The sequence below is a fragment of the Pseudomonas mohnii genome (genome assembly GCF_900105115.1).
GTDB classification, from domain to species: Bacteria; Pseudomonadota; Gammaproteobacteria; order Pseudomonadales; family Pseudomonadaceae; genus Aquipseudomonas; species Aquipseudomonas mohnii.
This window is the reverse complement of sequence record NZ_FNRV01000001.1, coordinates 3,555,268-3,578,256: the sequence shown is the minus strand read 5'-3', so window position 1 is coordinate 3,578,256 and position 22,989 is coordinate 3,555,268. Positions and strand designations below refer to the sequence as shown.

General features: G+C 60.2%; 23 protein-coding genes and 1 other RNA gene. 15 read left to right on the top strand and 9 right to left on the bottom strand.

Going from position 1 to position 22,989, the window contains the following annotated elements:
• Window positions 1–166: 166 nt before the first annotated feature.
• The 4 genes from BLV61_RS16555 (at window position 167) to BLV61_RS16540 (ending at window position 1,591) form a co-directional block, all read left to right on the top strand.
• Window positions 167–376 (top strand): TIGR02449 family protein, encoded by a 210-nt coding sequence (locus tag BLV61_RS16555; protein ID WP_007982902.1) that lies wholly within the window; start codon window positions 167–169, stop codon window positions 374–376.
• A complete protein-coding gene (locus BLV61_RS16550; RefSeq protein ID WP_007899404.1) occupies window positions 373–690 on the top strand; it encodes a cell division protein ZapA in 318 nt (105 codons plus the stop codon). The genes BLV61_RS16555 and BLV61_RS16550 overlap by 4 nt, the downstream gene beginning before the upstream one ends.
• A gap of 30 nt (window positions 691–720) precedes the next feature.
• Window positions 721–899: non-coding RNA, 6S RNA (gene ssrS / locus BLV61_RS16545), on the top strand.
• An 86-nt stretch (window positions 900–985) separates the two neighbouring features.
• A complete protein-coding gene (locus BLV61_RS16540) occupies window positions 986–1,591 on the top strand; it encodes a 5-formyltetrahydrofolate cyclo-ligase (RefSeq protein WP_047539134.1) in 606 nt (201 codons plus the stop codon).
• A gap of 34 nt (window positions 1,592–1,625) precedes the next feature.
• Here BLV61_RS16540 and BLV61_RS31325 read toward each other — a convergent pair whose 3' ends face one another.
• On the bottom strand, window positions 1,626–1,781 hold the full coding sequence (locus tag BLV61_RS31325; protein WP_090466451.1) for a hypothetical protein: 156 nt from the start codon (window positions 1,779–1,781) through the stop codon (window positions 1,626–1,628).
• A 196-nt stretch (window positions 1,782–1,977) separates the two neighbouring features.
• Here BLV61_RS31325 and BLV61_RS16530 point away from each other — a divergent pair, with 196 nt between their 5' ends.
• The 4 genes from BLV61_RS16530 to BLV61_RS16515 all read left to right on the top strand — a co-directional run bounded on the left by BLV61_RS16530 (window position 1,978) and on the right by BLV61_RS16515 (window position 7,364).
• Complete coding sequence (locus BLV61_RS16530) at window positions 1,978–2,427, top strand: EVE domain-containing protein (protein ID WP_047534809.1); 450 nt, start codon at window positions 1,978–1,980, stop codon at window positions 2,425–2,427.
• A 133-nt stretch (window positions 2,428–2,560) separates the two neighbouring features.
• Window positions 2,561–3,526, top strand: a complete 966-nt coding sequence (locus BLV61_RS16525) for an HlyD family secretion protein (RefSeq protein ID WP_090466449.1) — start codon at window positions 2,561–2,563, stop codon at window positions 3,524–3,526.
• On the top strand, window positions 3,523–6,246 hold the full coding sequence (gene rbbA / locus BLV61_RS16520; protein ID WP_090466446.1) for a ribosome-associated ATPase/putative transporter RbbA: 2,724 nt from the start codon (window positions 3,523–3,525) through the stop codon (window positions 6,244–6,246). The genes BLV61_RS16525 and rbbA overlap by 4 nt, the downstream gene beginning before the upstream one ends.
• Window positions 6,246–7,364 (top strand): ABC transporter permease, encoded by a 1,119-nt coding sequence (locus BLV61_RS16515; protein ID WP_090466444.1) that lies wholly within the window; start codon window positions 6,246–6,248, stop codon window positions 7,362–7,364. Before rbbA ends, BLV61_RS16515 begins: the two co-directional genes overlap by 1 nt.
• An 88-nt stretch (window positions 7,365–7,452) precedes the next feature.
• On the opposite strand, the gene BLV61_RS16510 is transcribed toward BLV61_RS16515, so the two are convergent.
• Window positions 7,453–7,860 (bottom strand): flagellar basal body-associated protein FliL, encoded by a 408-nt coding sequence (locus BLV61_RS16510; RefSeq protein WP_047534823.1) that lies wholly within the window; start codon window positions 7,858–7,860, stop codon window positions 7,453–7,455.
• A 150-nt stretch (window positions 7,861–8,010) separates the two neighbouring features.
• Here BLV61_RS16510 and BLV61_RS16505 point away from each other — a divergent pair, with 150 nt between their 5' ends.
• On the top strand, window positions 8,011–8,988 hold the full coding sequence (locus BLV61_RS16505; RefSeq protein WP_090466442.1) for an NADPH:quinone oxidoreductase family protein: 978 nt from the start codon (window positions 8,011–8,013) through the stop codon (window positions 8,986–8,988).
• Between the two features lie 112 nt (window positions 8,989–9,100).
• On the opposite strand, the gene BLV61_RS16500 is transcribed toward BLV61_RS16505, so the two are convergent.
• A complete protein-coding gene (locus BLV61_RS16500; RefSeq protein WP_047534829.1) occupies window positions 9,101–9,769 on the bottom strand; it encodes a gamma-glutamylcyclotransferase in 669 nt (222 codons plus the stop codon).
• 374 nt (window positions 9,770–10,143) lie between these two features.
• Between BLV61_RS16500 and BLV61_RS16495 the strand changes: the two genes are divergently transcribed.
• Window positions 10,144–10,596: a sn-glycerol-3-phosphate transporter gene (locus tag BLV61_RS16495; RefSeq protein WP_425272102.1), complete on the top strand. Its 453-nt coding sequence runs from the start codon at window positions 10,144–10,146 to the stop codon at window positions 10,594–10,596.
• Between the two features lie 34 nt (window positions 10,597–10,630).
• Here the strand turns inward: BLV61_RS16495 and BLV61_RS16490 are convergent, their stop codons facing one another.
• The 5 genes from BLV61_RS16490 to BLV61_RS16470 all read right to left on the bottom strand — a co-directional run bounded on the left by BLV61_RS16490 (window position 10,631) and on the right by BLV61_RS16470 (window position 15,872).
• Window positions 10,631–11,599 (bottom strand): CDP-6-deoxy-delta-3,4-glucoseen reductase, encoded by a 969-nt coding sequence (locus BLV61_RS16490; protein ID WP_047534833.1) that lies wholly within the window; start codon window positions 11,597–11,599, stop codon window positions 10,631–10,633.
• The gene (gene ubiD, locus BLV61_RS16485) at window positions 11,599–13,065 is read right to left on the bottom strand and encodes a 4-hydroxy-3-polyprenylbenzoate decarboxylase (RefSeq protein WP_090466438.1); all 1,467 of its coding nucleotides are present in this window, start codon (window positions 13,063–13,065) and stop codon (window positions 11,599–11,601) included. The genes BLV61_RS16490 and ubiD overlap by 1 nt, the downstream gene beginning before the upstream one ends.
• 142 nt (window positions 13,066–13,207) lie before the next feature.
• On the bottom strand, window positions 13,208–14,467 hold the full coding sequence (rho, locus tag BLV61_RS16480; protein ID WP_017845130.1) for a transcription termination factor Rho: 1,260 nt from the start codon (window positions 14,465–14,467) through the stop codon (window positions 13,208–13,210).
• 248 nt (window positions 14,468–14,715) lie between these two features.
• Window positions 14,716–15,045, bottom strand: a complete 330-nt coding sequence (gene trxA, locus BLV61_RS16475; RefSeq protein WP_003206727.1) for a thioredoxin TrxA — start codon at window positions 15,043–15,045, stop codon at window positions 14,716–14,718.
• Between the two features lie 119 nt (window positions 15,046–15,164).
• Window positions 15,165–15,872: a FadR/GntR family transcriptional regulator gene (locus BLV61_RS16470; protein WP_047534860.1), complete on the bottom strand. Its 708-nt coding sequence runs from the start codon at window positions 15,870–15,872 to the stop codon at window positions 15,165–15,167.
• Between the two features lie 256 nt (window positions 15,873–16,128).
• Here BLV61_RS16470 and BLV61_RS16465 point away from each other — a divergent pair, with 256 nt between their 5' ends.
• The 5 genes from BLV61_RS16465 to ppx all read left to right on the top strand — a co-directional run bounded on the left by BLV61_RS16465 (window position 16,129) and on the right by ppx (window position 20,619).
• Window positions 16,129–16,914, top strand: coding sequence for a transporter substrate-binding domain-containing protein (locus BLV61_RS16465; protein ID WP_047534861.1), 786 nt, complete (start codon window positions 16,129–16,131; stop codon window positions 16,912–16,914).
• Window positions 16,915–16,936: 22 nt separating this feature from the next.
• A complete protein-coding gene (locus tag BLV61_RS16460; RefSeq protein ID WP_090466436.1) occupies window positions 16,937–17,617 on the top strand; it encodes an amino acid ABC transporter permease in 681 nt (226 codons plus the stop codon).
• Window positions 17,614–18,264 (top strand): amino acid ABC transporter permease, encoded by a 651-nt coding sequence (locus BLV61_RS16455; RefSeq protein WP_090466433.1) that lies wholly within the window; start codon window positions 17,614–17,616, stop codon window positions 18,262–18,264. Before BLV61_RS16460 ends, BLV61_RS16455 begins: the two co-directional genes overlap by 4 nt.
• Window positions 18,251–18,988, top strand: a complete 738-nt coding sequence (locus BLV61_RS16450; protein ID WP_047534868.1) for an amino acid ABC transporter ATP-binding protein — start codon at window positions 18,251–18,253, stop codon at window positions 18,986–18,988. Before BLV61_RS16455 ends, BLV61_RS16450 begins: the two co-directional genes overlap by 14 nt.
• Window positions 18,989–19,116: 128 nt before the next feature.
• Window positions 19,117–20,619: an exopolyphosphatase gene (gene ppx, locus BLV61_RS16445; RefSeq protein WP_047539137.1), complete on the top strand. Its 1,503-nt coding sequence runs from the start codon at window positions 19,117–19,119 to the stop codon at window positions 20,617–20,619.
• Window positions 20,620–20,755: 136 nt separating this feature from the next.
• Here the strand turns inward: ppx and ppk1 are convergent, their stop codons facing one another.
• Window positions 20,756–22,978 carry a polyphosphate kinase 1 gene (ppk1, locus tag BLV61_RS16440; RefSeq protein ID WP_047534872.1) on the bottom strand — a complete coding sequence of 741 codons (2,223 nt, stop codon included), beginning with the start codon at window positions 22,976–22,978 and terminating at the stop codon, window positions 20,756–20,758.
• Window positions 22,979–22,989 lie beyond the last annotated feature (11 nt).

The window sequence follows — 22,989 nt, the reverse complement described above, 5'->3', positions numbered from 1 at the left end:
GTCTAGAATGAAGGCCTTGTATCCTACATCGACTCCTCTGTAGGAGCGAGCTTGCTCGCGATGAACCCGAGAACGCCATAGGGTGTCAGGGACCCAGCGGTAACGTTGGCGACCATCGCGAGCAGGCTCGCTCCTACAGCTCGCCCCCCATCAGACAGTGAAGACAATGGAAGACACCGACCTGCAAGCGCTGATGGCCAGACTCGAACTGCTGATTACCCGCGTCGAGCAACTAAAGAGCCAAAACGGACTCTTACTAGCTCAGGAAAAGACCTGGCGCGAGGAACGCGCTCACCTCATTGAAAAAAACGAAATCGCCCGGCGTAAGGTCGAATCGATGATTTCGCGCCTCAAGGCCCTGGAGCAAGACTCATGAGTTCAAGCAATAGCGTCACCGTGCAGATCCTCGATAAAGAATATTCGATCATCTGCCCCCAGGAAGAACGCAGCAACCTGGTGAGCGCCGCTCGCTACCTGGACGGCAAGATGCGTGAAATCCGCAGCAGCGGCAAAGTCATCGGCGCCGATCGCATTGCCGTCATGGCCGCGTTGAACATCACACACGACCTGCTGCACAAGGAAGAACGCCCGGATGTTCAGGCCAGCGGCTCGACCCGCGAACAGGTGCGAGACCTGCTCGATCGTGTCGATTTGGTGCTGTCGACCGATCCGGACGTCACCAAAGGCTGATTCGCGCCAACGCTTGCGGTATACTCCCAACACTCCCTGGGGTGCTTGCCAGTTGGCGATGTCCCTGAGCCGATTTGCTATACCCTGGAGGTTGCACGTTGGGCTGGTGTGCATGTCCGCTAGACGGAAAGCCTTAAAGCCTACTGCATCTTCCACCTTGAACTTTCGGGTTCAAGGGCTAAGTCGACAGCGGTTCACCCGGGGAGCCTGATTGCAGTCCGATGCCGGTTTTAATACCGGCATCGGCGTTTTTACGGGTACGCTTCACGTATCCGATCTGCTGAAGCCCGAATCCATGACCGAACCTGCGCTGCTTCCCCGCCCGCAACTTCGACGCATGCTGCGCAAGGCCCGCCGCGCACTGACAGCCAGTCAGCAGCGCCAGGCCGCTCGCGGGCTGTACAAGCAATTGGCCCAGCAACCGCTGTTTCGCCGCGCCAGACACATCTCTCTATACCTGCCCACCGACGGTGAAATCGATCCGCGCCTGCTGCTGCGTGCCGCCCAGCGTCGGGGCAAGGCCACCTATCTGCCGGTGCTCAGCGCCTGGCCGCGAACCAAAATGGTGTTCCAGCGCATTCGCCCCGGCGAAAAACTCAAACCCAATCGCTTCCGGATTCTCGAACCCAGGCATAACCTCGCCCGACAACGCAAAGTCTGGGCGCTGGACCTGGTGCTGCTGCCGTTGGTGGGGTTTGACGATGTTGGCGGACGCCTGGGCATGGGCGGCGGCTTCTATGATCGCAGCCTGGCTTATCTGGCCCGCCGTCATGACTGGCGCAAGCCGACGCTACTGGGACTGGCCCACGAATGTCAGAAGGTCGAGCGCTTGGCTCAGGCGAGCTGGGATGTGCCGTTGCAGGGAACGGTGACGGACAAGGCCTGGTATTACGCAGGCTAGACGCCACCGGGATCAGCGGCGTCGAAAGACAGGTTCAGCGTTTGAAAGCGGTCGACTGTTGTTGCAACGGTGCGACCTCGACCGGTGCATCGGTCTTGTTGGTCCACAGGCTTTGGGCATAGCCGGTGGTCACGACCCCAAGGCCGAACAAAATAACCAAAATCCATAGTAAATCCGGTTTGCGTTTCATCGATTGCCCCCCAAAGGCACATCAACACGATGACAGCAGCGGTTTCCGTTTGTTGGCCGTGCAGCAGCGTCAAGCTTTAAAGGCCGGCATTTTGCGACAACGTGAACCGGCACGCAAACGCTGACGTCAACCGACTGTCGGTTTGTCATAAAATGGCCGGACCACCTGTCCACTCACCTCGCAAGGAGCAAAAAACATGGCCTATTGGCTGATGAAATCCGAGCCCGACGAACTCTCGATCAAAGGTCTGGAGAAGCTCGGCAAAGCTCGCTGGGACGGGGTTCGCAACTATCAGGCGCGTAATTTCCTGCGGGCCATGGCAGTGGGGGACGAGTTCTTCTTCTACCATTCCAGCTGCCCCGAGCCGGGGATTGCCGGGATTGGCAAGATTGTCGAAGCGGCGTATCCGGACCCCACGGCACTGGAGCCTGAAAGTCATTATTACGATCCAAAGGCAACCGCGGAGAAAAACGCCTGGAGCGCAATCGATGTCGCCCATGTCGAGACGTTCTCCAGGGTGTTGAAACTCGATTACCTGAAACAGCAAAGCGCATTGGCGCAACTGCCACTCGTGCAGAAAGGCAGTCGGTTATCAGTGATGCCGGTGACTGCCGAGCAATGGGCGGCAGTGCTCGATTTACGTTAAATAAAGCAGAAAGCGCCGATCGCCCCCCATTTGCCTGGCCAATCAGATTAGTCTTGTCCCTCAGTTGACGGGTATCAAATCGCCTCGGTGCTCGATCAGTCAGACTAGGACGCAACAGTCGCAGGATGCCCGCATGTCTACACACAGTCGCTCTTCGATTTTCTTCGCCAGCTCGTTGATGGTTTTGCTGATGGCCGCCGGAGGCTTCGGTTACTGGAAGTCAATGCATGACCGCTTGCCTGAAGGCTTGTACGTCGGCAATGGCCGCCTCGAAGCCACCGAGGTACAGATCGCCAGCAAGACACCCGGACGACTGGCAGAGGTGCTCGTCGATGAAGGCGACAAGGTCACCAAGGGCCAACTGTTGGCCCGCATGGATACCCGCACCCTCGAAGCACAGCGCAACCAGGCTGAAGCCGAGGTGTTGCGTGCCCGGGAAAACCTTTCCGCCGCCCAGGCCAACGTGCAACTGCGCCAGAGCGAACAACTGCTGGCTCAACAGGAGCTCAAGCGCTCTCAGGAATTGATCAAACACGGTTTCGTGAGTGGCCAGATCCTCGATCAACAACAGGCGCGCCTGGACACCGGCGTCGCTGCAGTCGCCGCGTCCAAAGCCCAGGTCTCGGCGGTCGGTGCGACGATTGGTGCGGCCCAGGCCCAAGTGGCGATGTTGACCAGCGAAATTGATGACGCCAGCCTGCGCGCGCCCATTGATGGGGTAGTCCAGTTGCGCATGGCCGAACCCGGCGAGGTGCTGGGTGCCGGCGGGCGCGTGCTGTTGCTGATAGACCCCAGCGACCAGTACATGAACCTCTACCTCCCTGCCTCCGTTACCGGACGCCTGGCGGTTGGCGATGATGCGCGAATCCTGCTCGATGCCCTGCCCGACCGCCCGCTGCCAGCCAAAATCAATTTCGTCGCCGCCAAGTCGCAATTCACTCCCAAGGAAGTCGAAACCCGTGACGAACGGCAAAAACTGGTGTTCCGCGTCAAACTGCGCCTGACCGATCCAGGCGCCCTGCCCCAGGCCAAGCCGGGCATGCCCGGTGCCGGTTATGTGCGCACCGCACCGATTGACTGGCCGGCCAAACTGCAATGAACGGCCTGGCGCTGCAAGCCACCGGCATCAACCACCTGTATGGCAAACAGCAGGCCCTGACCGACATCAGCTTCAGTCTGCCGACTGGCACACGCTGCGGCCTGATCGGACCGGACGGTGCAGGCAAGTCGAGTTTGCTGGGTTTGATCGCGGGCGTTAAAACCCTGCAACAAGGGCAATTGGAGGTGCTCGGCGGCTCGATCCAGGATCGTCGCCATCGCAATAGCCTCTACCCGCGTATCGCCTTCATGCCTCAAGGCCTGGGCGGCAACCTGTACCCCGAGTTGTCGATCAGCGAAAACATTCAATTTTTCGCCACGCTGTTCGGCCTGTCAAAAGCCGAATGCGACCAGCGCAGGCACAGCTTGCTGTTGGCCACCGATCTGTTGCGCTTCGCCGATCGCCCGGCCGGCAAACTGTCTGGCGGCATGAAGCAGAAGCTTGGCCTCTGCTGCGCGCTGATCCACGAGCCGGACCTGCTGATCCTCGACGAACCGACCACAGGCGTCGATCCCTTGTCCCGGCGGCGCTTCTGGGAACTGGTGGACGATGTACGGCGTCAACGCCCGCAACTGACACTGCTGGTGGCTACCGCGTACATGGAAGAGGCCGAGCAATTCGAACATTGCCTGATGCTCGACGGCGGTCGTTTGATCGCGACGGGCCTGAGCAGCGAATTGGCGGCCGTCACGCCCGGCGGCAAACTCGACGAGGCGTTCACCCATTTCCAGGGCGACAGTGGCCACGATAACCAGCCACTGGTGATTCCCCCCCGGCCCGGCTCCACCACCGACATTGCCATCGAGGCTCACGACCTGACCCTGCGCTTCGGCGATTTTACCGCCGTGGACAAAGTCAGCTTCGCCATCGGTCGCGGCGAAATTTTCGGTTTCCTCGGCTCCAACGGCTGCGGCAAAACCACCACCATGAAAGTCCTCACCGGACTGATGCCGGCCAGCGAAGGCAGCGCCACGTTGCTGGGTAATCCGGTGAACGCCAAGGACCTGGCCACGCGAAAACGGGTCGGCTTCATGTCCCAGAGCTTCTCGCTGTATGGCGAGCTCAGCGTGCGACAAAACCTCGACTTGCACGCCCGCCTGTTCGATTTGCCCAAGGCCGATAGCGTCCAGCGCATCGACGAACTGATCCAGCGCTTCAACCTGGGCAATGTGGCCGACCAACAGTCCGGCGCCTTGCCTTTGGGCTTGCGCCAACGGCTGTCGCTGGCCGTCGCGGTGCTGCATCGTCCGGAAGTCCTGATCCTCGACGAACCCACTTCCGGGGTCGACCCGGCCGCGCGGGACGACTTTTGGCGACTGCTGATCGAACTGTCGCGCGAACAAGGCGTGACGATTTTCCTCTCCACCCACTTCATGAACGAGGCCCAGCGCTGCGACCGTATCTCGCTGATGCACGCTGGCAAGGTGCTGGCCTGCGACACCCCGGCAGCGCTGCAACAACAGTTCAACGGCGAAACGCTGGAAGCGGCGTTTGTGACCTGCCTGGAACAGGCTCAGGGAGCGCCCGAAACACCGGCTCCGCCCGCCCCGGACCATGCACCTGTCACACCGGCCAAGCCGATGAAGGAGCGCAGTTTCAGTGTCGGGCGCCTGGTGGCTGTGGCCACCCGCGAAGGCAAGGAGTTGCTGCGCGACAAAGTGCGAATGGCCTTTGCCATGCTCGGGGCCATTTTCATGATGGTGATCTTCGGCTATGGCATTTCGCTGGATGTGGAAAAACTCGCGTTCGCCGTATTCGATCAAGACCAGACGCCGCAAAGTCGCACCTATCTGGAGGCGTTTCGCAGCTCTCGCTACTTTGCCGAACAATCCCCCATCCACGACACGAAAGAACTGCACCGACGCCTTCAACGCTCGGAAATCAAACTCGCGCTGGAGATCCCGCCGGGTTTTGGTCGCGACCTGTACGCCGGACGTCAGCCCGCCGTAGCAGCCTGGCTGGATGGCGGCATGCCGTTTCGTGCCGAGACCAGCCGTAACTACGTGGAAGCGGTGCACCAGTCAGTCCTGGAACGACTGGCCGAACAGAGCAGTCGCGCACGGAATGCCCCCGCAGCGGCCAAACTGGAAACCCGATTCCGCTACAACCAGGACGTGGTCAGCGTCAACGCCATCGGCCCCGGGGTGATGGCGCTGATCCTCGCGTTCATCCCGGCCATGCTGACGGCCCTGGGGATCGTGCGGGAGAAAGAACTGGGATCGATTACCAACTTCTACGCCACGCCACTGACCCGACTGGAGTTCCTGCTGGGCAAACAGGCGCCGTATCTGGCGATCAGCCTGATCAATCTGGCCGTGCTGACGGCGATGAACCGCTGGCTGTTCGGCGTCCCCTTCAAGGGCAGCGGGCTCACCCTGGCCTTCGGCGGACTGCTGTACGTACTGGCGACGACCAGCATGGGCCTATTGATCTCGGCATTCACCCGCACCCAGATCGCCGCGATCCTCGGCACCATGATCATCACCAGTCTGCCGACCATACAGTTCTCCGGGCTAATCGTGCCGCGCTCCTCCCTTGAGGGTGCGGCGGCGGTGATGGGGATATTGTTTCCGGCCGGTTATTTCCTCGATATCACCGTCGGCACGTTTACCAAAGCGCTGGACCTGCGGCAGCTGTGGCCGCAATGCCTGGCGCTGTTCGGGTTCTTTCTCGGGTTCACCGGGCTGAGCCTGATCATGCTGAAAAAGCAGGAGGCCTGATGCACAAGCTCGCTCACATCTTGCGTCTGGGCATCAAGGAGCTGACCAGCCTGCGGCACGACAGCGTGTTGCTGGTCTTTCTGTTCTACGCCTTCACCGTGGCGATCTATATGCCGGCGGCCGGCTCGGTGATCGGCGTGCACAACGCCAGCGTGGCGATGGTGGACGAAGATCACAGCCACCTGTCACGACAACTGGCCCAGGCCCTGCAACCACCAGAGTTTCAGCACCCTGTAGCGCTGCCTTATGGGCAACTCGATCAAGTCCTGGACAGTGGCCGGTACACCTTTGTGATCAACGTGCCGGCGAATTTTCAGACCGATTTGCTGGCCGGTCGCCAGCCTGCGGTGCAGGTGAACGTCGATGCCACGGCCATGAGCCAGGCGTTCATGGGGGCCGGTTACATCGGGCGGATATTCCAGCGCGAATTGCTGACCTACAGCGGTCAGAGCGATCCCGCCAGCCAGACCCCCATCCTGCTGACCACCCGTTCGCTGTTCAATACGAATCTGGAAGGTGGCTGGTTCCTGGCCGTGATTCAGATCGTCAACAACATCACCATCCTCGCCATCATCCTCACCGGCACGGCTCTGCTGCGTGAGCGCGAACACGGCACCCTCGACCATTTACTGGTGCTGCCGCTGACGGCGCTGGAGATCATGCTGGCGAAAATCTGGAGCAACATGCTCGTCGTCGTGGTGTGCACCTGGATTTCACTGGAAGTGATCGTCAAAGGCGCGCTCGGCGTACCGCTGGCCGGTTCCATGAGCCTGTTTTTGATGGTGACGGCCGTTTATCTGTTCGCCAGTACGGCACTGGGGATTTTTCTCGCGACCCTGGCCCGCTCGACACCGCAGTTCGGTCTGCTGGCCATTCCGGTCATCATTCCCATGCTGCTGCTGTCCGGCGGCAGTACGCCGCTCGACAGCATGCCGCAGTGGTTGCAGTGGGTGATGCAGGGTTCGCCGTCGACACACTTCGTCAGCCTTAGCGCCGCGATCCTGTTTCGCGATGCGGGGCTGAGCGTGGTGTGGCCGGACTTGCTCGCGCTCACCGCCATCGGCCTGCTGTTCTTTGCGATCGCGCTGATGCGGTTTCGAAAGAGTCTGGCGTCCTGAAACGATGCTCCTGCCAGCCCCATGGCTGGCTGGTGATCGCGCACCCGAAGGCGCGATCACCAGTAACCCAGCGCCTGTAGATCCGGCGTTACTGGATGATCAGGTTGTTGAACAACAGATCCTCAACCACCGGTTTGCCGGTTTCGTCAGTCATGACCTGCTGGGTTTGCTTCAGGGCTTCCTGACGCAATTTTTCCTTGGCTTCGACGTTATTCATCGTCTCGGTGGTCTGCTGGGCGAACAGCGCCACCAGTTGATTGCGGATCAGCGGTTCATTGGCTTTCACCGCTTTGGTGGCCTCGTCACCGGTCACGCGCAATGCCACGTCGGCCTTGTAGACCTTGAGCTTCGGCGTACCGTCCAACCCATAGTTGCCCACGAACGGCGGGCTGAGGGTGATGTAGTTGACCTTCGGAGCCTCACCTTCTTTTGCCTCTTCGGCCACCGCTGCCACAGGCAGAGACAGGGCCAGCATCAACACGATCCACGCTTTCACAATTCACTCCTTATCCGGTTTGCGGCCTAGCATAACGACCCGCCGCTCAAGCACAAGCTTATGGCTGACTATCAGGGCCGGGCATGCTCGTTGACCCCTCGACTCACACACCTACACTTATCGGCCATCACTCCCAAAGGAATAGCCCTGATGAAAGCCGTGCTGTGCAAAGCCTTCGGCCCTGCCGAATCGCTGGTGCTGGAAGACGTCGCCAGTCCTGTCGCGAAGAAGAACGAAATCCTGCTGGACGTGCACGCCGCCGGGGTGAATTTCCCGGACACGCTGATCATCGAGGGCAAATACCAGTTCAAACCGCCCTTCCCGTTTTCCCCAGGGGGCGAGGCAGCTGGCGTGGTGAGCGCGGTGGGCGAAAAGATCAGCCACCTGAAGGTCGGTGACCGGGTCATGGCCCTGACCGGTTGGGGCAGCTTCGCCGAACAGGTCGCGGTGCCGGGCTACAACGTGCTGCCCATCCCGCCTTCCATGGACTTCAACACCGCCGCTGCCTTCAGCATGACCTACGGCACCTCGATGCATGCGCTCAAGCAACGGGGCAACCTGCAACCGGGTGAAACCTTGCTGGTACTCGGCGCCTCCGGCGGTGTCGGTCTGGCCGCCGTGGAAATCGGCAAAGCCATGGGCGCCCGGGTCATCGCCGCCGCCAGCAGCGCCGAAAAACTCGCCGTGGCCAAGGCCGCCGGTGCCGATGAACTGATCAACTACAGCGAAACCAGCCTCAAGGACGAAATCAAACGCCTGACCGATGGCCAGGGCGCCGACGTGATCTACGATCCGGTGGGCGGCGACCTGTTCGACCAGGCCATCCGCGCCATCGCCTGGAATGGTCGCCTCCTGGTGGTGGGCTTCGCCAGCGGACGCATCCCCGAACTGCCGGTAAACCTTGCCCTGCTTAAAGGTGCCGCCGTGGTCGGCGTGTTCTGGGGCTCATTTGCCCAGCGTCAGCCACAGGACAATGCGGCGAACTTCCAGCAATTGTTCGGCTGGTTTGCCGAAGGCAAGTTGAAGCCACTGGTATCGCAGGTCTACCCGCTGAGCAACGCCGCACAGGCCATCAATGACCTCGGCCAGCGCAAGGCCGTCGGGAAAGTGGTGGTGCAGGTTCGCTGAGCCTTCACCGGACACAAAAAAGGCCAGAACAACTGACGAGGTTGTTCTGGCCTATTCACTCATAGCTCTAAAGCAAAGAAGCGGGTGTGCAGGTAATGTTTCCTGCGCCCGCTCACATCGGCGGTGCATCCGCCTGATCAGACTTTGCCTTGCAGCGCTTGAGTCGCGCTTCCAGATTCCGATCGGGCATGGCATGGCTGCGCAGGGCGTGGGCGGTCTGCTCGACATAATCGCGAGTGGTGCCGTAGCGCCCGCACGCGTTTTCGAACACATGACTGAGCACGTGATCCGGCAAGTTACCGGCATAGCTGGGCAGGTGACGCTCCAGGACAAAACCCAACGCCTGAACCTGGCTGCCGTCTTCAAGGCGGCAGTTGAGCCAGTGCGGACGATAGGACGGAAAAGGCATTTCCCTTTTCCAGAGCGCATACAGCGAGGCCTCCAATTGCTCTTCCGGCAGTCGGTAGGCAAAGCCACTGCAAGAGCCGCCACGATCCAGGCCAAACACCAGCCCAGGCATTTCCGGCGTGCCGCGATGTTCGTGGGACCACAGGTACAAGCCGCGATGGTAGCCGTGCACCCGCCCGCGAACCCGCTCAACCGCCGTGCATTCGGGACGCCAGATCAGTGACCCATACGCGAACAACCAGACCGGGCCGCCCTTGTGGCGTGCCATGGTCGACTGCATCGAGCTGAGCAATTGTTCGTGAGTGAGCTGCGGCCCCAGATCGAGCCGCGGAGGGTAAGCCAGATTCAGAAGAGTCGATTCAATGGCTGTCATGGCGGAAGTGTTCGGCCCCACAAGTATTACAAGATGCAGCAAATTTCGTTACATAGAACATATAGCAGTAACCGTAAAACGAAAAGTGCTAAGGGATGTATGACACTCGTGATACCTCTAATTTTCGGTTATCACCGCAGCCATCCCGTTTTATATAGCCTAATACTATTTTTCAAATGCCTTAAATACCCGAATGACATATGCATAAGCATTCGGCCTGTTCAGGGCAGGTTCATAATACGCAGGAAATTTCCTACTAAACTCTCAGATTTTCTACCTTCCCCGTTGCCGGACGCCCACGTATAACGACCTCCCCAGGCGCAAGCCGTAGTGTTTAACAGAGGCTGATGATGAAAAAAATGGGGCTTGTCGCCATGTTGTTAATGATCCAGGCCAGCCATGTAATGGCGACGGATGACGCACAACAAGACAAAGGCTTCTGGTATGCGCAGACCAGCGTCTACACCAAACATTACTCGCCTGATCCCGACCACAATAACAATCAGGACCTGATTGGCATTGAACGTAATCAAGCGTCTGGCTGGGTATTTGGCGGGGCAACTTTTCGCAACTCGTTCCGCCAGCGCTCCAACTATGCCTATGCCGGCAAACGCTATGAGAGCACCGAGTATCCGGTGTATCTGAAATTGACCGCCGGGCTGCTCCAGGGCTACAGCGGCCAGTACAAGGACAAGATTCCGATCAACCACTTCGGCATTGCGCCGGTGATCATTCCATCCATTGGCGCGCACTACGGCCCGCTGGCCGCCGAGTTGGTGTTCCTCGGCGCCAACGCGGCCATGGTGACGACGGGCATACGCTTCTAGAAAGGGGCTGCCGGGCGGCGATCAAAATCGCGGCTCAAGATCGCGGCGCGTACGCAAATACGTCGGCGCGCATCTGATGAGCGTCCATCCCGGCCTCGACCAGCGCATCCAGCGTGCCGTAGACCATCGCCGGCGAGCCACTGGCGTACACGTGCAGCGCCTTGAGATCGGGAAAGTCTTCGCAAACGGCTTCATGCAACATGCCGCAGCGCCCCTGCCATCCGCATTGATCGCTAACGACTTTATGCAGGAACAGGTTGGGCAACTTCAGCCATTCGTCCCAATGCTCGATTTGATAAAAGTCTTCGGGACGACGCACCCCCCAATACAAATGCACAGGATGCTTGAAGCCGGTGGCGCGACAATGTTCGATCAGGCCGTGGACCTGGCCCATGCCGGTGCCTGCGGCAATCAATACCAATGGGCCGTCCGGCAACTCGGCCAGGTGCGTGTCGCCGAACGGCATGTCGATCCGCACCATCGCGTCGCGTTGCAGTTGCTTGATCAGGTTTAGCGCACTGGCTTCACGCGCCAGCACGTGGATTTCCAGATCACGCCCGGAGGAAGGGGCCGAGGCCAGGGAAAAGGACGACTTTTCGCCGTTGTCCCGATGAATCATCAGGTACTGGCCCGCATGATAGCGCGGCGGCTTGCCGGCCGGGGCCCGCAGTCGGACCCGCCAGGTATCACCGCCGACGTCGGTACAACTGATGACCTGACACGAAAGACTGCGCACCGGCAATTCTCCCAGCGCGAGCACGCCATCCCACAGCACGATGCAGTCTTCCAGCGGCTCTGCTATGCAAGTGTAGAACTCGCCATGGTCGCGCACACCGCCGTCCTGTTCGACACGCCCTTCCACCAGCAGCGCGGCACACACGTGGCAATTACCGTTACGACAGCTTTGCGGGCATTCATAACCCAGACGGCGTGCGCCATCGAGAATCCGCTCGCCGGGCAGAATATCCAGCACTGCTCCGGAGGGCTGCAAAGTTACACGCATCAATCTATTCCTAACTGATTCCAGATGGCATCGATCCGTTTGGTCACGGCTTCGTCCTTGATGATGACCCGACCCCACTCCCGCGTCGTTTCGCCCGGCCACTTATGCGTGGCATCGAGTCCCATCTTCGAGCCCAGGCCGGACACCGGAGAGGCGAAGTCGAGGTAGTCGATCGGCGTGTTTTCGATCATCACCGTGTCGCGCTTGGGGTCCATGCGCGTGGTGATGGCCCAGATCACGTCGTTCCAGTCCCGTGCGTTGATATCGTCGTCAGTGACGATAACGAACTTGGTGTACATGAACTGTCGCAAAAACGACCAGACGCCGAGCATTACCCGCTTGGCGTGGCCCGGATACGACTTCTTCATGGTCACGACGGCCATGCGATACGAGCAACCTTCAGGCGGCAGGTAGAAATCGGTGATCTCCGGGAACTGCTTCTGCAGGATCGGCACGAATACTTCGTTCAGCGCCACCCCGAGAATCGCCGGTTCATCCGGTGGACGCCCGGTGTAGGTGCTGTGGTAAATCGGCTTGACGCGGTGGGTAATGCGCTCGACCGTGAACACCGGGAAGCTGTCGACTTCGTTGTAGTAGCCGGTGTGGTCGCCATACGGACCTTCGTCTGCCATTTCGCCTGGATGAATCACGCCTTCAAGGATGATTTCAGCCGTGGCCGGTACTTGCAGGTCGTTGCCACGGCACTTCACCAGCTCGGTTCGGTTACCGCGCAGCAGGCCGGCAAAGGCGTACTCTGAGAGGCTATCGGGCACCGGGGTCACGGCGCCGAGAATGGTCGCGGGATCGGCGCCCAGGGCCACAGCTACAGGGAACGGCCGGCCCGGATGCTTCTCGCACCATTCACGGTAATCCAGCGCGCCACCACGATGGCTCAACCAACGCATGATGACCTTGTTGCGGCCAATCACTTGCTGGCGATAGATACCGAGGTTCTGGCGATCCTTGTTCGGGCCCTTGGTGACGGTCAGGCCCCAGGTGATCAGCGGGGCAACGTCGCCAGGCCAACAGGTCTGTACCGGCAACATGGCAAGATCGACATCGCCGCCTTCAATGACCACTTCCTGGCAAATGGCATCTTTGACGACTTTGGGCGCCATCGAGATGATCTTGCGGAAGATCGGCAGCTTGGACCAGGCATCTTTCAGCCCCTTCGGCGGCTCGGGCTCCTTGAGGAACGCCAGAAGCTTGCCGATTTCGCGCAGCTCGCTGACCGCCTCCGCGCCCATGCCCAGTGCGACGCGCTCAGGCGTCCCGAACAGGTTGCCGAGCACTGGAATGTCGTAACCGGTTGGTTTTTCGAATAACAGTGCCGGGCCCTTGGCACGTAGCGTACGGTCACAGACCTCGGTCATTTCCAGCACAGGGGACACCGGAACCTGGATGCGCTTGAGTTCTCCGCGCTGTTCCAGGCCGCTGATAAAGTCGCGCAAGTCGCGATACTGCATGCGTGAGCCTCGTTTTGGCCGTGGCGTTCGGGGGCTGGCAGTTTAGCGCCGAACCCTTCGGTTCAGAACCACGAACTGGCGTTTGATCAAAAATCAGATAGCAAAAAGCCGGGTTTCCCCGGCTTCTGCAGACCTGACCGACTTACTTGCGCTTCATCGACAAGAAGAACTCATCGTTGGTCTTGGTCGTTTTCAGCTTGTCGATCAGGAACTCGATGGCAGCCACTTCGTCCATCGGGTGCAGCAGCTTGCGCAGGATCCACATGCGCTGCAACTCGTCGTCTGCGGTCAGCAACTCTTCGCGGCGGGTGCCGGAACGGTTGATGTTGATCGCCGGGAAGACGCGTTTTTCGGCGATACGGCGATCCAGAGGCAGTTCCATGTTGCCGGTGCCTTTGAATTCCTCGTAGATCACTTCGTCCATCTTCGAACCGGTTTCAACCAGTGCGGTGGCGATAATGGTCAGCGAGCCGCCTTCTTCGATGTTCCGTGCGGCACCGAAGAAACGTTTCGGTTTCTCCAGGGCGTGGGCATCGACACCACCGGTCAGCACCTTGCCGGAGCTCGGGATCACGGTGTTGTAGGCACGGGCCAGACGGGTGATGGAGTCGAGCAGGATCACCACGTCTTTCTTGTGCTCGACCAGGCGCTTGGCCTTCTCGATCACCATTTCGGCAACCTGCACGTGGCGGGTTGGCGGCTCGTCGAACGTCGAGGCAACCACTTCGCCGCGCACGGTGCGCTGCATTTCGGTGACTTCTTCCGGACGTTCGTCGATCAGTAGCACGATCAGATGAACTTCAGGATTGTTGCGCGCGATGTTGGCGGCGATGTTCTGCAGCATGATCGTTTTACCGGCTTTCGGCGGTGCAACGATCAGACCGCGCTGGCCTTTGCCGATCGGGGCGCACAGGTCGATGACACGACCAGTCAAGTCTTCGGTGGAACCGTTACCGGCTTCCATCTTCATGCGCACGGTCGGGAACAGCGGGGTCAGGTTCTCGAAGAGAATCTTGTTTTTCGCGTTTTCCGGACGGTCGAAGTTGATCGTATCGACCTTGAGCAGCGCGAAATAACGCTCGCCTTCCTTCGGAGGACGGATCTTGCCAACGATGGTGTCACCGGTGCGCAAGTTGAAGCGACGGATCTGGCTCGGCGAGACGTAGATATCGTCTGGGCCGGCGAGATAAGAGGCGTCTGCAGAGCGGAGAAAGCCGAAGCCGTCCTGGAGAATCTCCAGCACGCCATCACCGGAGATTTCCTCGCCGCTTTTCGCGTGCTTTTTCAGCAGGGAGAAAATCACGTCCTGCTTGCGCGAACGGGCCATATTTTCTATGCCCATCTGTTCGGCCAATTCGAGCAGTTCGGTAATCGGCTTTTGCTTGAGTTCAGTCAGATTCATATAGGAATGACGTAATCATTTATGGAGGGGGGAAATTAAGCTTTTGGCTTAATGAGGCCGCGCCGCAGAGAAGGCGACAGGATCGCGTACTTATTCGAAAAGGAGAGCGTCGGCGACGGCTAGCAGGGGGCACTGGAGAAACCAGTGCGGGGCCGAATGTAACACCTGAGTTTCGGAGCGTCTAGCCCTCAGCAACGAAAAAGGCCCCGCAATTTGCGGGGCCTTTTTCAATAACACGACATCGACGCTTAGATGTTGGCGTCGAGGAAGGCCGCCAACTGCGACTTCGACAGCGCGCCGACCTTGGTCGCTTCAACGTTGCCGTTCTTGAACAGCATCAGGGTCGGAATGCCACGCACGCCATGCTTGGCCGGGGTTTCCTGGTTTTCGTCGATGTTCAGTTTGGCAACGGTCAGCTTGCCTTTGTAAGTCTCGGCAATTTCGTCCAGAACAGGAGCGATCATTTTGCAAGGGCCACACCATTCAGCCCAGTAATCGACCAGTACAGCGCCTTCAGCCTTGAGTACGTCGGCCTCGAAGCTAGCGTCGCTAACGTGTTTGATAAGATCGCTGCTCATGGAATTCTCCGGGGTTGTAAGCAAAAACGTGGCCCATCATAGCCGCCCTTCCCGTGTTCAGGAAGCCGCAGATGATTGAGTCTCGCTATGGTGTTACATGAGTTTGGGTATAGCCCAAGTCACGTCATGGCGGGAGCGACGAAAGCGATTCCAGTGCGCAGGGCGGCATTGCGCACATGCTCATGCATGGCTTTCTGGGCGGCGCCCGAGGCCCGCCGGGCCAGCGCACGAAGGATTTTACGGTGCTCCTGCCAGGTCTCCATGGCCCGCTCGGCCCGGATGAACGGTAGTTTCTGGCTTTCCAGGAAGATGTCGGCACTGGCGGTCAGGATGCTCAGCATCGCCTGGTTGCCGCTGGCGAGCAGAATGCGCCGATGGAATTCGAAGTCCAGGCGCGCCGCGGCCTCAAAGTCCCCGGCCTTCAGTTCGTTGCGCATGGCGGCAACATTATCTTCCAGCACATCAAGCTCATCGGTGCTCAAGGTCACGGCAGCCAGCCCCGCAGCAAACCCCTCCAGCGCATAGCGCAATTGAAAGATATCCAGCGGCGAAGCCTGGGCCGCGAACGGCCAGCTCGGCGCGCCCTCGCCTCGCGGCAGTTCCACGGGCGACTGCACGAACACGCCTTTGCCCGGCTGGATGCTGATGACCCCCAGCGCACTGAGCGACGATAACGCCTCGCGCAACGACGCCCGACTGACCCCCAATTGCACCGCCAGGTCCCGTTGCGAGGGCAAGGCATCGCCCGGACCGAAACCCTGTTCGGTGATCAGTTTGCGGATGGCTTGCAGCGCCACTTCAGGTACGGCGCGGGAGATCGAATTCATGGTTTTCCAGACGAACCAGGCCAATGTGCGGGTAGTTGTAAAGCTATTCACGGCGTCCGGCAAGTCGTGCCCCATGGGGGTTCGGCGATTTTCACAGATGCGCCATCGAGGTGCGAAACAACACCTGACTGTTCAGACCAGTAAGACCTTGCCAGACCAGTAAAACCGCGGTCTGGCAGCCGGAAAACCCTATCTTGGCATGCCCCGTGCTCTGTCGAATCGCAGAAATTACTCCTCGCCGATTCGGAGATTTGCCATGATCCAGCGTTACAGCGCCCTACTCGCTGCCCTGTTTGCCAGCCTGATGCTGAGCCAGGCACCCGCCCACGCCGACGGCCTGGAAGATGTGCTCAAGCGTGGCGTCCTCAAAGTCGCCGTGCCTCAGGACTTTCCGCCCTTCGGCTCAGTCGGCCCGGACATGAAGCCACGGGGCCTCGACATCGACACCGCGAAGCTGCTGGCCGACCAGCTCAAGGTCAAACTCGAGCTGACGCCGGTCAACAGCACCAACCGGATCCCGTTCCTGACCACCGGCAAGGTGGATCTGGTGATCTCCAGCCTCGGCAAGAACCCCGAACGTGAAAAAGTCATCGACTTCTCCCGGGCCTACGCGCCGTTCTACCTGGCCGTGTTCGGCCCGCCAGACGCCAACGTCAAGAGCCTGGACGATCTCAAGGGCAAAACCATCAGCGTCACCCGTGGCGCCATCGAAGACATCGAACTGACCAAGGTCGCCCCCGAAGGCGTGACCATCAAGCGTTTCGAGGACAACAACTCGACCATCGCCGCTTACCTGGCCGGTCAGGTCGACCTGATCGCCAGCGGCAACGTGGTGATGGTGGCGATCAGCGAGAAAAGCCCGAAACGCGTGCCGGCGCTGAAAGTGAAGCTCAAGGATTCGCCGGTCTATGTCGGCGTGAACAAGAACGAGCCGGCACTGCTGGACAAGGTCAACCAGATCCTCGTCACCGCCAAGGGCGATGGCGCCCTGGAGAAAAACGCCCTGACCTGGCTCAAAGAACCGCTGCCGGCCGACCTCTGACTCTGCGTGCAGGAGCCCCTATATGGCTTATCAGTTCGATTTCCTGCCGGTGGTGCAAAACACCGATCTGCTGCTGCGCGGTGCGCTGTTCACCCTTGAGCTGACGGCCATCGGCGCGGTGCTCGGGGTGAGCCTCGGCATCGTGGGCGCGTTGGTGCGGGCGTGGAACATCCGCCCGTTCGCCGGGATTTTCGGCGTCTATGTCGAGTTGATCCGCAACACGCCATTCCTGGTGCAGCTGTTTTTCATCTTCTTCGGCCTGCCGTCGCTGGGCCTGCAGATTTCCGAATGGCAGGCCGCGGTGCTGGCGATGGTGATCAACCTGGGCGCGTACTCCACCGAGATCATCCGCGCCGGCATTCAGGCGATTCCACGGGGTCAACTGGAAGCCGCGGCGGCATTGGCGATGACGCGCTTCGAAGCCTTCCGTCACGTGGTGCTACTGCCCGCGCTGGGCAAAGTCTGGCCAGCCCTGAGCAGCCAGATCATCATCGTCATGCTCGGTTCGGCGGTGTGTTCGCAGATCGCTACCGAAGAGCTGAGCTTCGCCGCCAACTTTATTCAGTCGCGCAACTTCCGCGCCTTTGAAACCTATGCCCTGACCACGCTGATCTACCTGTGCATGGCCCTGCTGATCCGCCAGTTGCTCAACTGGATCGGTCATCGGTTTGTCGCAAGAAACAGCGCAAGGAGCCGCCGATGAGCGATTTCACCTTCCTGGACATCGTGCGCAACCTGCTCACAGGCCTGCAATGGACGCTGGCGCTATCACTGGTGGCGTTCATCGGTGGCGGCTTGATCGGGCTGCTGATCATGGTGATGCGCCTCTCGGACAATCCCCTGCCACGCAATTTCGCCCGCACCTACATCGAACTGTTCCAGGGCACGCCGCTGCTGATGCAGCTGTTTCTGGTGTTCTTCGGCGTGGCGTTGGCCGGGGTGGAGATTTCGCCGTGGGCGGCAGCAGCACTCGCCTTGACCCTGTTCACCAGCGCTTATCTGGCGGAGATCTGGCGTGGTTGCGTCGAGTCGATCCCCAACGGCCAGTGGGAAGCCTCGTCCAGCCTGGCGCTGAGCCGGCTTGAACAGTTGCGCTACGTCATCCTGCCGCAGGCACTGCGCATCGCCGTGGCGCCGACCGTGGGCTTCTCGGTGCAGGTGGTCAAAGGCACCGCCGTGACCTCGATCATCGGCTTCACCGAGCTGACCAAAACCGGCGGCATGCTCGCCAACGCCACCTTCGAACCGTTCATGGTCTACGGCCTCGTCGCCCTCGGCTACTTCTTGCTCTGCTACCCCTTGTCCCTCAGTGCGCGCTACCTGGAAAGGAGACTGCATGCCTCTGCTTAGAATTTCCGCCCTGCATAAATATTACGGCGATCACCATGTGCTCAAAGGCATCGACCTGAGTGTCGAGGAAGGCCAGGTGGTGGCAATCATCGGGCGCAGCGGCTCGGGTAAATCGACCCTGCTGCGCACCCTGAACGGTCTGGAATCGATCAACGACGGCGTCATCGAAGTCGACGGCGAATACCTCGACGCCGCCCGCGCGGACCTGCGCAGCCTGCGGCAAAAAGTCGGCATGGTGTTCCAGCAGTTCAACCTGTTCCCGCACCTGACGGTGGGCGAAAACGTGATGCTCGCGCCGCAAGTGGTGCAGAAAGTGCCGAAAGCCAAGGCCGCCGAGCTGGCGCGGCAGATGCTGGAACGCGTCGGGCTGGGAGAGAAATTCGATGCCTTCCCTGATCGACTGTCCGGTGGGCAGCAACAACGCGTGGCGATTGCCCGTGCGCTGGCGATGTCACCGAAAGTACTGCTGTGCGATGAAATCACCTCGGCGCTGGACCCGGAGCTGGTCAACGAAGTGCTCAGCGTGGTCCGGCAACTGGCCAGGGAGGGCATGACGCTGATCATGGTCACCCACGAAATGCGCTTTGCCCGGGAGGTTGGGGATAAGTTGGTGTTCATGCATCAGGGCAAGGTGCATGAAGTGGGGGATCCGAAAGTGCTGTTCGCCAATCCGCAGACGGCGGAGCTGGCGAATTTCATCGGGACGGTGGAAGCGGCTGGTTGAACTATCTGTGGCGAGGGGGCCTACCCCTTCGCCACAGGTATGCGCAGGATCAACGCTTTGATCACTGCGCGTTGGCGGCAGCCTTTGATCGTGGCACGATGGCAGGGTTATCGACCGAGAGCCTGACCATGCCGCAATCCCAAGCCAAGAATCTGTCCTTGATCGCCGCAATCGACCTGGGCTCCAACAGCTTTCACATGGTCGTGGCCAAGGCCCAGAACGGCGAGATCCGCATTCTCGAACGTCTCGGGGAGAAGGTTCAGCTGGCGGCCGGCATCGACGAGGAGCGCAAGCTCAGCGAAGAATCGATGCAGCGCGGACTCGATTGCCTGAAACGCTTCGCCCAACTGATAAACGGTATGCCACTGGGCGCTGTGCGCATCGTTGGCACCAACGCCCTGCGCGAAGCCCGCAACCGGGCTGAATTCATCCACCGCGCCGAAAAGATACTCGGCCATCCGGTGGAAGTCATTTCCGGCCGTGAAGAAGCGCGCCTGATCTATCTGGGCGTCTCCCACACCCTCGCCGACACCCCGGGCAAACGCCTCGTGGCCGACATCGGCGGCGGCAGTACCGAGTTCATCATCGGCCAGCGTTTCGAACCCCTGCTGCGCGAAAGCCTGCAGATGGGCTGCGTCAGCTTCACCCAGCGCTACTTCAAGGACGGCAAGATCACCCCGGCCCGCTACGCCCAGGCGTACACGGCGGCGCGGCTGGAGATCATGAGCATCGAACACGCCCTGCATCGCCTGACCTGGGATGAAGCCATCGGCTCCTCGGGCACCATCCGCGCCATCGGCCTGGCGCTGAAGGCGGGCGGTCACGGCACGGGGGAAGTGAACGCCGAGGGCCTGGCCTGGCTCAAGCGCAAACTGATCAAGCTCGGCGACGTCGATAAAATCGACTTCGAAGGCATCAAACCGGACCGTCGAGCCATTTTCCCGGCCGGCCTGGCGATTCTCGAAGCCATTTTCGACGCCCTCGAACTGCAACGCATGGACCATTGTGAAGGCGCGCTGCGTGAAGGCGTGCTCTACGACCTGCTGGGTCGCCATCATCACGAAGACGTGCGCGAGCGCACCCTTACCTCGCTGATGGAGCGCTACCACGTCGATCTGGAACAAGCGGTGCGGGTCGAGCGCAAGGCCCTGCATGCGTTCGATCAGGTGGCCAAGGATTGGGATCTGGAAGACGGTGTCTGGCGCGAACTCCTCGGCTGGGCCGCCAAGGTCCATGAAGTGGGTCTGGACATCGCCCACTACCAGTACCACAAGCATGGCGCCTACCTGATCGAACACTCGGACCTGGCCGGCTTCTCCCGCGAAGACCAATTGATGCTCGCGCTACTGGTGCGCGGCCACCGACGCAACATTCCCAAGGACAAGTTTGCCGATTTCGGCGATGACGGCATCAAGCTGATTCGCCTGTGCGTGCTGCTGCGCTTCGCGATCCTGTTCCATCACATCCGCGGCACCCAGCAAATGCCTCAGGTGGAACTGAATGCCAATGGCAACAGCCTGGAAGTGGTGTTCCCGGAAAACTGGCTGGACGAAAACCAACTGACCCAGGCCGATTTCGCCATCGAAGCGGAATGGCTGACCCGGGTCGACATCGTCCTCAGCGTCCGCTAGAGCCCTGTAGGAGCGAGCTTGCTCGCGAAAAACCTGAGGGCAACACGTTTATCCAGGCAGCACGCATAATCGTTCACAGTGCACATGAAAAAGGGCGATCCAGTTGGATCGCCCTTTTTTGTCCACCTGATCCGCGTTAACGGACGGCCAGGATCGGGCTGCCCAAACGCTCCAGCAACGTCGCCTGGGCGCTACGCGGGTTCTGGTTGCCGGTTGGCGTGTTACGGATGTAACGACCGTCCGACTGCAGGCTCCAGCTGTGGGTGTTATCGGTGAGATAAAGCTCCAGCTCTTTCTTGACCCGCATGATCAGCTTCTTGCCTTCTACCGGGAAGCAAGTCTCGACGCGCTTGTCGAGGTTGCGCTCCATCCAGTCGGCACTGGAGAGGAACATTTGCTCTTCACCGCCGTTGAGGAAATAGAAGACCCGCGTGTGTTCCAGGAAACGGCCGATGATCGAGCGCACGTGAATGTTGTGCGAAACCCCGGCGATGCCCGGCCGCAGGCAGCACATGCCACGCACCACCAGATCGATGCGCACGCCTGACTGACTGGCCTTGTACAACGCGCGGATGATCTTCGGATCGGTCAGCGAGTTGAACTTGGCGATGATGTGCGCCGGTTTGCCGTCGAGGGCGAACTGGGTTTCGCGGGCAATCATGTCGAGCATGCCCTTCTTCAGGGTGAACGGCGCATGCAGCAGCTTCTTCATGCGCAACGTCTTACCCATACCGATCAACTGGCTGAACAGCTTGCCGACGTCTTCACACAAGGCATCGTCGGAGGTCAGCAGGCTGTAGTCGGTGTACAGGCGGGCGTTACCGGCGTGGTAGTTACCCGTGCCCAAGTGCGCGTAACGCACGATTTCACCGGCCTCGCGACGCAGGATCAGCATCATCTTGGCGTGGGTCTTGAAGCCGACCACGCCGTAGATCACCACCGCGCCCGCCGCTTGCAGACGGCTGGCCAGCTGCAGGTTGGACTCTTCGTCGAACCGCGCGCGCAATTCGATGACGGCGGTGACTTCCTTGCCGTTACGCGCGGCATCCACCAGCGCGTCGACGATTTCCGAGTTGGCGCCAGAGCGGTACAGGGTCTGGCGTACGGCCAGAACGTGCGGGTCTTTTGCCGCCTGACGCAGCAGGTCGACCACCGGGGTGAACGACTCGAATGGGTGCAGTAACAGAATGTCCTGCTTGCTGATCACGCTGAAGATGTTTTCGCTGTTCTGCAGCAGTTTCGGGATCTGCGGCGTGAACGGCAGGTATTGCAGCTCGCGCTGGCTGTCCAGGCCGGTGATGCTGAACAGTCGCGTCAGGTTCACCGGGCCATTGACCTGGTACAGCTCGGTCTCGCTCAGGTTGAACTGCTTGAGCAGGTAGTCGGACAGGTGTTTCGGGCAGGTATCGGCCACTTCCAGACGCACCGCATCACCGTAGCGACGGGAGAACAGTTCGCCACGCAGGGCACGGGCCAAGTCCTCGACATCCTCGGAGTCCAGCGCCAGGTCGGCGTTACGGGTCAGGCGGAACTGATAGCAGCCCTTGACCTTCATGCCCTGGAACAGGTCATCGGCGTGAGCGTGGATCATCGACGACAGGAACACATAGTTGTCGCCGGAGCCGCCGACTTCTTCCGGCACCTTGATGATCCGTGGCAGCAGGCGCGGGGCCGGGATGATCGCCAGGCCGGAATCGCGACCGAAGGCGTCGACGCCTTCGAGCTCGACAATGAAGTTCAGGCTCTTGTTGACCAGTAACGGGAACGGGTGCGTCGGGTCGAGGCCGATCGGGGTGATGATCGGGGCGATCTCGTCGCGGAAATAGCGGCGAACCCAGGTCTTGAGCTTGGTCGTCCAGTGCCGGCGACGAATGAAGCGGACCTGATGCTTTTCCAGTTCCGGCAACAGAATGTCGTTGAGGATCGCGTACTGACGGTCAACGTGACCGTGCACCAACTCACTGATGCGGGCCAGGGCCTGATGCGGTTGCAGACCGTCGGCACCGGCCTGTTCACGGGCGAAGGTGATCTGCTTCTTCAGGCCGGCCACGCGAATTTCGAAGAACTCGTCCAGGTTGCTGGAGAAGATCAGCAGAAACTTCAACCGCTCCAGCAACGGGTAGGACTCATCCAGCGCCTGTTCCAGCACGCGGATGTTGAATTGCAGTTGCGACAGCTCGCGGTGGATGTACAGGCTGCTGTCATCCAGGCCTGGAATGACAATCGCTGGCGCTGCCACAACGGTTTCGGCGACCACCACAGGCGGAGCAGGCTCCAATTCCGGAGGGGTTTCGGCGATTTGCTCCACCACGGGTTGAGCGTCTTTTACGGCAACTTCAGTCAGTCCTTCGGTATTCATCACATGTTCCT